We start from the raw sequence: 12,333 nt of genomic DNA, 5'->3' as shown, positions 1-12,333 counted from the left end.
TCGTTCTGTGGGTCCAGCGCGCCCGGTGATGCGCGCGAGAAGTCGTTCAGGGCAGGCGTCGGGTCTGGATGCCGTGCTTGGCCAGTTGCATCTGTACGCTATCGGGACCGGCCAGATGCGCCGCACCGACGGCGACGAAATACACGCCGGGCGTCTGCATGATGTCGTGCAGTTTTCTGCCCCAGCGCGCATTGCGGTCGGCGATGAGGCGTTTGTACAGGCCGGGAGCTTGCTTGCGCAGTTTCAGGTCGGCCTTGCGCGCGATGGCATCGACGTTGCCGCTCTGCCAGTAGCCGACCAGCTCGTTGAGATCCTTCTTGGCGTTGCCGAAATCCTTCAGCACGCTGTGCAGGAAGGCCAGTTCCATGGCTGGCGGCATGTCGGCGAAGAAGCGGATCTGCTGCTCGGCGGTCTCCAGTCCCTTGACCGGCTTGCCGGCCTGTTCGAACTGCGCCTTGAGCTGCTTGTCGACGCCGCTGTTGGGGTCCATGCCGGCCTTCAGCAGAGGGGCGACGCTCAGCGTCAGCCCCGCCAGCCACGGGCGCATCGGCTCCAGCGTGGCTTCGCCGCCGGGCAGGCCGGCGACCCGCGCGGCCTGCTGCAGGCGGCGCATGTCGGCCTCGTTGACCTTGCTGGACAGCGGGTGCGACAGGTCCAGGCCGTACTTCAGCGCCAGCATCTGCACGTTGGCCTGGTTGTCGTCGGTCAGCTCGATGTACAGCGTCTTGCTGGACTTCAGCGCCTTGTCCAGCTGCGCGTCGTGCCAATTCGTGTGGTCGGGCAGCAGGTGCACGGTGCCGAACAGGTACAGGGTGCTGTTGCCGCTGTGGGCGACCCACAGCGCGGGCTGCGCCAGCGCCGGCAGCGCGAGCAGGGCGAGCGCGACCACGGCCAGTCGCGCGAGGCGTTGTAGAAGCGTCATGGCGGTCCTTCGTGGGACGACGATCCGCCTACTTTAGCGCGATTCGCGCGGCGCGCGACCGGTGCGGGTCAACGCGGCACGCGATAGCCGCCGGGCACGCCGTCCGGGCTGAGTGTCAGTTGCCAGAGCTGGTCGCGGCGCGAACGGAACACCGCGGCCGACGTGGCCAGGTAGAAGTGCCACATGCGACGGAAGGTCTCGTCGTAGTTCGCCGAAAGCTGCGGCCAGGCGGCGTCGAAATTGGCCGTCCAGGCCATCAGCGTGCGGTCGTAGTCGGGGCCGAAGTTGTGCCAGTCCTCGACCACGAACAGGTCCTCCAGTGCGGACGCGACCTGGCTGGCGGCGGGGATCATGGAGTTGGGAAAGATGTACTTCTCGATCCACGGGTCCGGCTGCGCCGGCGCGCCGTTGCTGCCGATGGTGTGCAGCACCGACAGACCGTCCGGCTTCAGGCAGCGACGCACCATCTCGAAGTAGCTGCGGTAGTTCTTGCCGCCGACGTGTTCGAACATGCCAATCGAGTAGATGGCGTCGAAGGTTTCGTCGACGTCGTGATAGTCCTGCAGGCGGATCTCGACGGGCAGTCCGGCACACAGTTCGCGTGCGAACTCGGCCTGTTCCTGCGATACGGTCACGCCGACGCCTTCCACGCCATAGCGTTCGGCGGCGAATTTCAGCGCTTCGCCCCAGCCGCAGCCGATGTCGAGCACGCGCATGCCGGGCTTGAGCTTCAGCTTGCGGCAGACCAGGTCGAGCTTGGCCTCCTGCGCGTCGTCGACGTTGTCGGCTTCGGCCCAGTAGCCGCAGGAGTAGACCAGGCGTTTGCCCAGCATGGCCTTGAACAGGTCGTTGCCGAGATCGTAATGGGCCTTGCCGATCTCGAAGGCGTGTTCGCCGCGTTGCAGATTGACGAAGCGCGCCTTGAGGTGCGCGATCAGCGTGTCCAGCGTCTTCAGGTCGCGATCCAGCTGCGCGGCCAGAATGCGGGTGAAGAAGCCGGGCAGGTCCTCGGCATCCCACCAGCCCTCCATGTAGGCCTCGCCCAGACCGAGCGAACCATGCGCGAACACGCGTGCGTACAGACGGGAGTCATGCACATGGATGTCGGTCGGCGCGGGGCCGTCGAGGTGGATGTCCGCCTTCGCCAGCAGGGCGATGGCGCGTTCCTTGAGTGAATCGTCGCTCACAGGCTGCTCCTCGATGCGGAAAAGTTTTCGGGGCGAACGTCGCGGGTCGTGTCAGGTCCTTGTGTGCGTACCCTGTTTCGATACGTGGCTCGCCGCCGTATCCGAAGTGGGGATGGACGCGGGTGATTTCACGCAGAAGCTCGGGTCTTCGGGATGTTGCGCGCGCTGCATGTCGCAGAGATGCTCCCACCGTCGGTACTGTGCGCGTTTCTCCGGTGCCGGGTCTTCGTGACCCTGCAGCCAGAAACGCATCCAGTCAACGGTGCCACCTTGCGAGGCCATGCGCGCGGCCGGCTGCGTGTTTTCGTGCTCGTCGGAGTGCAGCAAGTTCATGGCGACGGGCTTGTGCAGATAGCGCAGCGCGGCATACGGTTCCCACAGGAATTCGACGCCGCTGGCTTCGGTGCCGACGACGAGCAGCGGCGTGGTCACCTTGTCCATGTGGAAGGTGGGCGCATTCTTCAGCCATTTCTGCAGACCCTTGCCGAAGGGGGCCGCCTGGTTGAGCGTGTCGTCTTCACGGGACGTGCTGTTGCCGAATGCATCCAGGGACAGCATGTACTGCCAGTAGCCGGCATTGACGCCGTCGGTGATGGTGGCGGTCGCGTAATGGTGCTTGCCTCGGGTCAGTGCTTCCAGCACGTAGTAGCAGGTGCGGCTGAAGCCGACGATGCCAATGCGTTGCGGGTCGATCCATTTCAGCCGTTGCAGCTTGTCGATCGCGGCGTCGTACGAACGCGCCTGGCAGGGGGCTTCGTCGGGCGTCAGGATTTCCGGGCAGCTGTTGGTCTGCAGCACGATGAAGCCCTGCGCGGCCAGTTCCTGGGCGGCGAAGGCCGTCGTGTAGACGCCGCTCGGGCTGAACTTGCCGATGTGAAAGCCGTGCGTCTGGATGACCAGCGGATAGCGTTTGCCCGGTAGATAATCCGCGGGCTTGAACAGGCCGCCGGTCATGACGTGGCCGTTCGGAAGCTTCCAGTGGAAGATCGAAATCGGGTTCAGGGTCACGTTGGCCAGTTGGGGGTTCGGGTCCCAGACAATGCGGGAGCGGTGATTCGCGGTATCGGTCGCGACCAGCTTCGGCGGCAGGTCGTAGCGTTGGCGGATGGACAGCTTCAGCGTGTCGCTGTCGGTCGCGTCGTGTCCGGTTTTCGCGGTGAGTAGCGTCCAGTCGTGTTGCCCATGGGGCATGTAGCGGCGTGTCACGTTGCGGTGATCGCGGACATGCAGACGCTCGACGTCGATCAGAATTTCACGGTTGTCGGGACCGCCAAAGCGCAGGTGCTTGAGCGATTCCTTGCGAGCGGGCTTGCCGTCCACATAGAGCGGTTTCAGGTGCTCGATGCAGGACACGCCTGCATGGTCGACGCGAGCCAGAGCGACGCATGGCGGGTTCCGAGTGATGCTCCCGTCCGCACCGAACAGGAACTGGTCCGGAAGTAGCACGCGTCGGGAATCGGGCGACCATGCCGGCTGCACCAGCGTGAACCAGGTCGCGGAGAAGCCGGTCGGTGCTTTCGACGGGAAGCGTTGCGCGCCGGTTTTCAGGTTGATCAGCGCGTAGCGGCTGACGAGGCGTTGGTTGAGGCTGAGCGGACCGAGATCCTGCGGTCCACCATGCACGCTGTAGGTCTTCAGGACGACGGGCCACTGCTCCCAGGCGACAGGGACGTTGCGCACTGGAAGGGCCGTAAGCAGCCAATTTCCGTCCGGCGACAGACTGAGGTCGCGTTGGCCCTCGCCGAAGATGTACAGCGGCTTGCCGCTGTTGGGATCTTCCAGGCGCGTCGGTGCGCCGCCCCGTGCGGCCCACAACTCGCTGCGTTCATAGAACTTGGCTTGCTGCGGATACTTGTCGACTGGGTAGACGATGGTGAACAGCGGTCGTCCGGTCACGTCCTCGCTGCCGGTTTGCCTGGCGCGGGGCTTGTAGATTTTCGGATCGCGTGCCGCGTAGACGTAGTGATGTCGGTCGTGGATGTCCGCCGCAGTGACGTCCTGCCCGGGCAGTGAAAGTATTTGCAGGCGTTTACCGGACAAATCGGCGTAGACCAGACGGTGTTTGCCGTGAACGAACTTCAGGAAAGTCAGAGCGCGTGAATCCGGCGTCCAGCGAATGTTGCTCATTGCCGGCCCTTCCTTGTAGGGCGCCATCGCGATGGTCCACAGCGGCGTCGGTGGTACAGCGGATTTGGGTCCCGTGATCCATTTCTTCAGTGCGCGTGTGGAATAGATGCGAAGGATGCCTTCGACTTTGTTCTGCTCGAGCTGCCCGCGTTCGACATAGACGGCGGCCTTGCTGCGGTCCGGCGACCAAGTGATGGGTGGGACGGGGTAGTCGCCGAAGGTGGCGATGCGGATGTCGTCCTTGACGGTGAATCGATGCTGCGCTGCATGAGCGCTGCCCAGAAAGGAGACAGCGCATGCTGCCATGACGAGCCACGTACGAATATGCATCGGTACTCCCCTGTGCGGAGCCATTTGTCCATACTTCCCGAGTATGGTGAATGGCCTGTCCTGCATACGGGGCATCCACGCGCGCCCCGGCGTGCCTATGCCAGTGCGCGAGGGCCGTGGTGGCGCGTGTTCGTCGCGCTGGCGGTGCTTCAGTTGTTCTTGTGCTGCCCCAGTACGCCGATCTCGACGGGCGAGCTGGTGTAGACCAGTTCCACTTCGGCCTCGCGCACCGTGTTCAACAGCTGTTCGGCTTCCGAGTCGCGCAGCACGAATTCCACGCGCACCGGCATGTCGCCGGCGAGTTCGAAGAAGGCTTCCTCGTGCAGCACGCCGTGGCGGCCGAAACCGGCGATGGCGCGGAAGGCCGAGCCGCCGGCCAGGCCCTGGTCACGGGCCTGTTCCAGAATCCATTCGTACAGCAGCCGGCCCTTGTGCTTGGCATTGCTGTGTACGTAGAAGCGCAGATTGACGCCTTGCAGGTGCATCGTCTCGGTAGCATTCATGCGGCAGGTCTCCATTCAAGCGCGCAGCAGGGTGCGGATCAAGGTCAGGCCGACGATGGTCATGGTGATCGAACCGATCACGTGCACCGCGACATGGCCGGCGAACCACATGTACTGCTGGCGCAGCAGCAGGGTCGTGGCCTCGGCCGAGAAGGTCGAGAACGTGGTCAGACCGCCGAGGAAACCTGTGCCGATCATCAGTTGCACTTCGGCCGGGAGCGTTCGGTAATGCGCGAACGCGCCGAGTGCGACACCCATCAGCAGACCGCCCAGCAGGTTGGCGGCCAGCGTGCCGATCGGCAGCGTCGGAAAGATCGGATTGAACAGCATGCCCAGCCAGTAGCGCAGCAGTGCGCCGAGACCGGCGCCGCAGGCAATGGCGATGATTGCGGTGATGCCCATCGGGACTCCCTCGTGATCCTGTCAGCCAGCGAAACCCCGCGACCGGAATGGCGCGGGGTTCGACGGAACAGACATCATCAGCCCTCGGGCGGTTCGTCCGGAGGCCGGACGGGAGGCATGCCATCTCCCCGGACCCCATTGCCGGAGGCCCGTCGGCGAATCATAACTGCCTGCCATGGTTGGCGTCACCTGTCGGGCGGCGCGGGGCAGACCCGCTACAATCGGATGCCCGCTCACGCGAACCCGTCATGACTCGAAACGATTCCCAGCGCTACGGCTTGCTGGCCGTGCTGCTTGCGGCCCTGTCGATGATCGGGCCGTTCTCCATCGATGCGATCTTTCCGGCTTTCGAGCGCATCGGCGCGGAGTTCGGTGTCGGCGCGGACGCGATGCAGCAGACGGTCAGCGTGTATCTGCTGGCCTACGCGGCGATGAGCCTGTTCCACGGCGCGCTGTCTGATGCCTATGGCCGCAAGCCGGTCATCGTGATTGGCATGCTGTGCTACGGCGTGGCCTCGATGGGTGCGGCGCTGGCTGATTCCTTCACCATGCTGCTGGTATTCCGCGGCTTGCAGGGACTCTGCGCGGGCGCGGGCATCGTGGTCGGTCGCGCCGTGGTGCGCGATCGGCTGGAGGGTGCGGCGGCGCAGCGTCTGCTGGCGCGTGCCCTGATGATCTTCAGCGTGGCGCCGGCGATCGCGCCGATGGTGGGGGCGTTCATTCTCGGCGTCAGCGGTTGGCGCGCGATCTTCTGGTGCCTGGCCGGATTCGCCTGGCTGATGGCGCTGGCCTGCGCGCTGTTGCTGGCCGAGTCGCATCCGCACGCCGCTCGGACGCGATTCGCGCCGGGGCCATTGCTTGCGGGCTATCGCGCCATCGCGCGCGACAGCCGTTTCTGGCAGTTGACGATCGCGGCCACGGTCAATTTCAGCAGTCTGTTCCTGTACATCGCTTCGGCACCAGTGATCGTGCTTCAGCATCTCGGACTGGGAGCGCACGGATTTCCGTGGCTGTTCGTGCCGGTGGTGATCGGCCTGATGGGCGGAAGCGCGCTGTCCGGACAGCTGGCCGGCCGCATCAGCGCACGCCGCACGATCCGCATGGGCTATCTGTTGATGCTCGTGGCGTGCGTGGCGCACGTGACGCTGGCCTATGCACTGCCGCAGCCGCGCGTGCCGTGGTCGATGCTGCCGCTGGCGGTGCAGGGCATCGGAGTGCAACTGGCGTTTCCCACGCTGACACTGCTGCTGCTGGATCGCTTTCCGCATCGGCGCGGTTCGGTGTCGGCGGTGCAGGCGGGGTTGAGTCTGCTGTTCAACGCCATCGTCGCCGGTGTCTTCTCGCCACTGCTGTCGGTGTCGATGGTGGAGCTGGCCTGGGGCGCCTGTTTGCTCACGGCGATCGGGTGGGTGGCCTGGTATCGCTGCGAATGCTCGTTGCGGCGCCTGCACCCGACGGCGGGACCGGAAGCGGTGCCGGCGGAGAGCGAGCCGGTGGAGCCGGCCTGAGTCAGCCGGCGCAGATCAGGCGGCGGCGAGGTCCGGTAACAGCTGGCGCTGCGCCAACCAGACGCGGGCATTCTCGGCGTCCTGTTCGAACCACGCCCGGGTACTGCCGAGCCGGAAGCTGTAGCCCCAGGCATCCATGTCGCGCATCAGCCGTTCGCGGCCTACGCCGGGCAGGGCATCGGCGAGCACGATCTGCAGGAAGCAGGTCGCGTCTTCTTCCTCGATGGAGTCGGTGGCATCGGTGTGCACCTGCGCGCGGCGTTCCGCGGGAAGAACGATCAGATGGCAGGCTTCGTGCAGCATCGAGTGCACGGGCGTGTCGCCACGCACGAAGACCTGCGCGCCGATGATGCCGGCCTCGGGCTCGCCCCAGTAGCTGCCGGGAATCGGCGCGTCGTCCGCGACGAGCTGGAGTTGCAGTCCGTGACGGGCGAGCAGATGCTGCGCGTCGCCGAAGGTGATGTCGACGACGCGCAGCACGGTATCGGCTTCGGCCTCCGCTACGGCGTGGTCAGGCGTTGTCATCTTCCGATTCGGGCAGCGCCACGGACAGTTCCAGCACGTCGTGGCCGCTGTCGGATTCGAGGTTGACGTTGACCGCGTCCGGATCGACGTGCACGTATTTGCGGATCACTTCCAGCAACTCGCTGCGCAACAGGGGCAGGTAGTCCGGTCCGCCTCGCGTGCTGCGTTCCTGCGCGACGATGATGCGCAGGCGCTCGCGCGCCAGGTTGGCGGTGTTCTTCGGCTTGCTGCGCAGAAAATCCAGGATTCCCATCATCAACCTCCGAACATGCGCTTCAGCAGACCCTTGCGCTGCACGTCCAGAAAGCGCAGCGGACGTTCCTCGCCGAGGATGCGTGCGACCGTGTCCTGATATGCCTGGCCGGCCAGGGATTCATTGTCCAGGATCACCGGCACGCCGGCGTTGGAGGCAGCCAGGACCTGCTCGGACTCGGGGATCACGCCGACCACCGAGATGCCCAGGATTTCCTCGACGTCCTGCACGCTGAGCATTTCGCCGGCGGCCACGCGGACCGGGTTGTAGCGGCTCAGCAACAGGTGCTGAGCTACCTCGCCGCTGCCGTTCTCGGCATGGCGCGTCTTGCTGGCGAGCAGGCCCAGGATGCGGTCGGAGTCGCGCACCGAGGACACTTCCGGGTTGACCACGACGACGGCCTGGTCGGCGAAGTACATGGCCAGATGTGCGCCTTTCTCGATGCCGGCGGGCGAGTCGCAGACCACGTAATCGAACTTGTCCTCTTCCAGACCCTTGAGGACCTTTTCCACGCCCTCCTGGGTCAGCGCGTCCTTGTCGCGCGTCTGCGAGGCGGCGAGCACGTAGAGGTTGTCCAGGCGTTTGTCGCGGATCAGCGCCTGCTTCAGCGTCGCTTCGCCCTGGATGACGTTGACGAAGTCGTACACCACGCGGCGCTCGCAGCCCATGATGAGGTCGAGATTGCGCAGACCGACGTCGAAGTCGATCACGGCAACCTTCTTGCCGAGCTGAGCCAGACCAGTCGCCAGCGAAGCGCTGGTGGTGGTCTTGCCGACGCCGCCCTTGCCGGACGTGACAACGAGGATCTCAGTCAAGTGGGTATCTCCAGATTCGGGGGTTGCCCTGTTTGCGTTCGGTGGAAGATCAAAGGGGTTCGATGAGCAGCTTGTCGCCATCCAGACGGCACTGTACCGCTTTGCCGGCGATGTCGGCGGGTAATTGTTCGAACACGCGGTACTGGCCGGCGATGGACACCAGCTCGGCGCGGAAGTCGGAGCAGAAAATGCGTGCGTCCTCGTCGCCCTGCGCACCGGCGAGGGCGCGGCCGCGCAAGGTGCCGTAGACGTGGATGGAGCCGTCGGCGATGACTTCGGCGGCGTTGGCCACGACGCCGTTCACGACCAGGTCGCGCTCTCGTGCATAGATCTGCTGGCCGGAACGCACCTGACCGTCGTGGTACTGGCTGCGCAGGCCGAGCGTGTCCGCGGCGGCCGGCTGCGGAGCGGGAGCTGCGGCTGCCGACGCTGCTGTCGGTGCGGGCGCTGCTGCCGTGACCGAGCCGTCGGCGCGCTCGTAGGCACTGCGGAACTTGGCGATCAGCGGCAGATGCATGCGCTCGGCCAGCGCCTCGGTTTCCTTGGTGCCGTAGGCCAGACCGACCGGCAGCATGCCGGCCGTGCGGACGGCTTCGAGCATGGCGTCGACCATGCCGTCGTCCGGCAAGTCGGAAAGATGGCTCAGGTCCAGCACCACGGCGGTGCGCAGGAACAGCTGCGGCGCGGCCTGTACACGGCGTTCCAGTTCTTCGCAAATGGCGGCGGCGTCAGCCTGGCGCACGCGCACACAGGCCATGCCGACCTGGCCGAAGCGCAGGTCGCAAGCGGATTCGAGAGAAGTATTCACGGCGTTCATGCGTGGCCGGTCCCCACGGCGTGCTGCGGTGCCTCGGCATCTGCGCGTCGGCGCTCGCAAAGCCAGGGTACGTCGGGCAGGCCGCCCTGTTCGAGGTAGCGCTCGCGGACGAAGTCGTAGCTGCACAGGCTCTTGCTGAGCAGGCTGACCGGACGGTCGCTGCCGGGCATCCGCTGCTGGCCGACCTCATGGAAGCCGAAGCTGCCATGGAACAGCAGCGTGGCGTCGTCGCGCGGCTCCAGGAAGACTTCGCAGGTGAGCTGGGGCACACGCACCTCGGCGTAGCTCTGCACGTCGCTGTAGAACACGCGGCCAAGCCCGTGGCGACGGCTGTTGCGGGCGATCACGATGCGGTCGATGTAGAGGAAGCGCGGCAGGCGCTCGCGGAACCAGAGAAAGTTGGGACTGTCATGATCCGCGTACTCGCGAACGGCAATGAGGAAGCCGGCGATGGCGCCGTCCATTTCGGCGACGCGGAAATAGTCGGCAGTGTCGAAGAAGTGGCGCAGTTGCGCTTTACTCATGGGGAGGATGCCTTCGCCGGCAGCATTGTTGACTGCCAGTACGGAATCCAGGTCGTGCTCGCACACGTCACGGACGGCCAAGACCATTGCTACTCCGCTTGATACAACGTGAAACCGCGCCGCACAGGCGTCGCGGGGTCCCTTGCGACGCGGCCATGTGCCGGGCGCATCGCAGTCGAATCCGGCAGCCCTCGTCTGCCATGACACCGCGCATTATCGCACGGACGCAGGCGTCGTGAGGCATCATGATGCACAGCGCGTTCAGATTTCGTCCTGGCTGCGGCCATGACTTCGGACCGATTGCTTCGCCCTCCGCGGCGTCTATGATGCAAGCCATGTTCGGCATCAAGCTCAATCACACCAGCATGCTGCGCTACGCGGCCCTGTTCACCTATCTCTGTGTGGGCGTGCCGCTGGTGACCACATGGGCGAATCAGCGTCTGAGTATGCTGCAGCGGCCCAATATGGCCTTGCTGATCTGGGCCGGCTGCTATCTGGTGTTCGGCGTCATCTACTGGCTGCTGACCCACAACTTCGGCTCGCGGCGCTACTGGGTCCTGAAGACGCTGGGCCTGGCTGTGATGACGGCGGCGTCGATCATGGTCGGTTGGATCAGCCACAGCGGTCTGTCGGCCATGCTGATGGTGGTGATCACCGTAGTGCTGCCGTGGCTGTTGCCACTGTGGATCGGTGTGGCGTGGATGGTGCTGCAGAACCTGAGTCTGGTGATGGTGTTCTCGCGGTTTCCCGAGAACCAGTACAGCATCGCCACGGCTCTGCTGCAGTCGAGCGTCTATCTGGGCATTGCCGCGCTGGCTTTCGTGGTGTCGCTGGTCGCCAAGCAGCAGGCGGAGGAGCGCGAGCGCCAGCGGCAACTCAATTCCGAATTGCGCGCCACGCGTGCGCTGCTGGCCGAATCCAGCCGCATCGCCGAGCGCATGCGCATTTCGCGCGAACTGCATGATCTGGTCGGTCACCATCTGACCGCGTTGAGCCTGAATCTCGAAGTAGCCAGCCATCTGGCGCAGCCGCCGGCGGCCGATCACGTGCGCAAGGCGCAGGGTACGGCCAAGCAATTGCTCGCCGATGTGCGAGAGGTGGTCAGCGAGTTGCGCCAGGACGCCGAACTGGATCTGACGCAGGCGCTGAACAGCCTGATCGAGGGCGTGCCCAGTCTGCATGTGCACTTGAAGATGCCGCCGCGTTTCGCCGTGGAGGATCCGCAGCGCGCCCAGGTGCTGCTGCGCTGCGTGCAGGAGGTGCTGACCAATACCGTGCGCCATGCGCATGCCAGCAACCTCTGGCTTCACATCGAACGCACGGCCTACGGCGGCCTGCAGCTGGATGCGCGCGACGACGGTCGGGGCGCGCCGCAGTTGAAGCCGGGCAACGGACTGGTCGGCATGCGCGAGCGGCTGGCCGAGGTCGGCGGTCGTCTGGACATTCCTCACCCGCAGACGCGCGGCTTTCACCTCAGCGCCTGGCTGCCGCTGGAGCCCGAGGTCGGCCTGCCCGGGGTGAGCGCGAGACCGAAGGCGTCGGGCGCGGCATGAACACAGGTGGGCATGAGGCCCGATTCATCATGACTGGTTGCGAGGAAAACTCATGATTTCAGTGTGTCTGGTCGACGATCAGAATCTGGTGCGGCAAGGCATCCGTTCGCTGCTGGATCTGGCCGAAGATGTGCAGGTGGTGGCCGAGTGCGCCGATGGCGCCGAGGCGGTGGAGCAGATTCCCAAGCTCAAGCCGGATGTGGTGCTGCTGGATCTGCGCATGCCGAAGATGACCGGCATCGAGGTGCTGCAGCGTCTGTCGGCCAGTGATGCGCTGCCGCCGACGGTGATTCTGACCACGTTCGACGACGATCAACTGGTGCTGGCGGGCCTGAAGGCGGGTGCGCGCGGTTATCTGCTCAAGGATGTGTCGCTGGACCAGCTGGTCGAGGCCGTGCGGACGGTTGCCGCGGGCGGCTCGCTGGTGGCGCCGGTGGTGACGCAGCGGCTCAAGGCCGGCGTCGGGCGGATCCAGAATGAATTCACCAGCCTGGAACAACCGGACCCTCTCACGGAGCGTGAGACGGAGATCCTGCGTCTGCTGGCGGGCGGCTACAGCAACAAGGAAATCGCCAATTCCTTGCGCGTGGCGGAGGGCACCGTGAAGAATCACGTGTCCAACATCCTGTCCAAGCTGGGGGTCCGGGACCGTACCCGTGCAGTGCTCAAGGCGCTGGAATTGGGGATCGTGTAGGGCGCAGAGCCTGCGCGGACGGCGCAAAACGGAAATTTTTCGCTGCCCCTAGCCCGGCGCAGCGTGAACAAGTACCATCGGGGACTTCGGTGTCGCACCTTGGGAACGGCGCGCCGCAATTGTTGGGTGTGCCTGTGTCCGGCCAGGGCCGGAGAGGCGCGCACCGGTACCAC

General features: G+C 65.2%; 13 protein-coding genes and 1 riboswitch. Of the genes, 3 read left to right on the top strand and 10 right to left on the bottom strand.

The window, feature by feature from the left end; all coding sequences use genetic code 11:
• Positions 1-46 precede the first annotated feature (46 nt).
• The 5 genes from HF690_RS02910 to crcB form a co-directional block, all read right to left on the bottom strand.
• Positions 47-922, bottom strand: a complete 876-nt coding sequence (locus HF690_RS02910; protein WP_168608374.1) for a TraB/GumN family protein — start codon at positions 920-922, stop codon at positions 47-49.
• A gap of 68 nt (positions 923-990) precedes the next feature.
• The gene (gene cfa / locus HF690_RS02905; RefSeq protein ID WP_425495898.1) at positions 991-2,124 is read right to left on the bottom strand and encodes a cyclopropane fatty acyl phospholipid synthase; all 1,134 of its coding nucleotides are present in this window, start codon (positions 2,122-2,124) and stop codon (positions 991-993) included.
• A 36-nt stretch (positions 2,125-2,160) separates the two neighbouring features.
• Positions 2,161-4,542, bottom strand: a complete 2,382-nt coding sequence (locus HF690_RS02900; protein WP_168608372.1) for an alpha/beta hydrolase family protein — start codon at positions 4,540-4,542, stop codon at positions 2,161-2,163.
• A gap of 173 nt (positions 4,543-4,715) precedes the next feature.
• Positions 4,716-5,069, bottom strand: coding sequence for a DUF190 domain-containing protein (locus HF690_RS02895; RefSeq protein ID WP_168608371.1), 354 nt, complete (start codon positions 5,067-5,069; stop codon positions 4,716-4,718).
• A 15-nt stretch (positions 5,070-5,084) separates the two neighbouring features.
• Complete coding sequence (crcB, locus tag HF690_RS02890) at positions 5,085-5,471, bottom strand: fluoride efflux transporter CrcB (protein ID WP_113065244.1); 387 nt, start codon at positions 5,469-5,471, stop codon at positions 5,085-5,087.
• 61 nt (positions 5,472-5,532) lie between these two features.
• Positions 5,533-5,608: riboswitch (Fluoride riboswitch) on the bottom strand.
• Positions 5,609-5,719: 111 nt separating this feature from the next.
• On the opposite strand from crcB, the gene HF690_RS02885 reads away from it, so the two are divergent.
• Positions 5,720-6,979: a multidrug effflux MFS transporter gene (locus HF690_RS02885; RefSeq protein ID WP_168608370.1), complete on the top strand. Its 1,260-nt coding sequence runs from the start codon at positions 5,720-5,722 to the stop codon at positions 6,977-6,979.
• Between the two features lie 15 nt (positions 6,980-6,994).
• Here HF690_RS02885 and HF690_RS02880 read toward each other — a convergent pair whose 3' ends face one another.
• From HF690_RS02880 to HF690_RS02860, 5 genes are read right to left on the bottom strand one after another with little or no spacing between them, the layout of a single operon-like run.
• Positions 6,995-7,504, bottom strand: coding sequence for a hypothetical protein (locus tag HF690_RS02880; protein WP_113065242.1), 510 nt, complete (start codon positions 7,502-7,504; stop codon positions 6,995-6,997).
• Positions 7,491-7,757: a cell division topological specificity factor MinE gene (minE, locus tag HF690_RS02875; RefSeq protein WP_113065383.1), complete on the bottom strand. Its 267-nt coding sequence runs from the start codon at positions 7,755-7,757 to the stop codon at positions 7,491-7,493. Before minE ends, HF690_RS02880 begins: the two co-directional genes overlap by 14 nt.
• Before the next feature lie 2 nt (positions 7,758-7,759).
• A complete protein-coding gene (gene minD / locus HF690_RS02870) occupies positions 7,760-8,572 on the bottom strand; it encodes a septum site-determining protein MinD (RefSeq protein WP_168608369.1) in 813 nt (270 codons plus the stop codon).
• A gap of 49 nt (positions 8,573-8,621) precedes the next feature.
• Positions 8,622-9,389, bottom strand: a complete 768-nt coding sequence (gene minC / locus HF690_RS02865; protein ID WP_168608368.1) for a septum site-determining protein MinC — start codon at positions 9,387-9,389, stop codon at positions 8,622-8,624.
• Positions 9,386-10,000, bottom strand: coding sequence for a GNAT family N-acetyltransferase (locus tag HF690_RS02860; protein WP_113065239.1), 615 nt, complete (start codon positions 9,998-10,000; stop codon positions 9,386-9,388). The genes minC and HF690_RS02860 overlap by 4 nt, the downstream gene beginning before the upstream one ends.
• 236 nt (positions 10,001-10,236) lie before the next feature.
• On the opposite strand from HF690_RS02860, the gene HF690_RS02855 reads away from it, so the two are divergent.
• Together HF690_RS02855 and HF690_RS02850 are read left to right on the top strand one after the other, a co-directional pair.
• Complete coding sequence (locus tag HF690_RS02855) at positions 10,237-11,466, top strand: sensor histidine kinase (RefSeq protein WP_168608367.1); 1,230 nt, start codon at positions 10,237-10,239, stop codon at positions 11,464-11,466.
• Positions 11,467-11,518: 52 nt separating this feature from the next.
• Entirely contained in the window at positions 11,519-12,160 is a 642-nt protein-coding gene (locus HF690_RS02850) for a response regulator (RefSeq protein ID WP_168608366.1), read from the top strand.
• Positions 12,161-12,333 lie beyond the last annotated feature (173 nt).

The sequence above is a fragment of the Oleiagrimonas citrea genome, from assembly GCF_012395255.1.
Classification (GTDB): domain Bacteria; phylum Pseudomonadota; class Gammaproteobacteria; order Xanthomonadales; family Rhodanobacteraceae; genus Oleiagrimonas; species Oleiagrimonas citrea.
The sequence above is the reverse complement of the archived record's forward strand: the minus strand, read 5'-3'. Positions and strand labels throughout refer to the sequence as shown.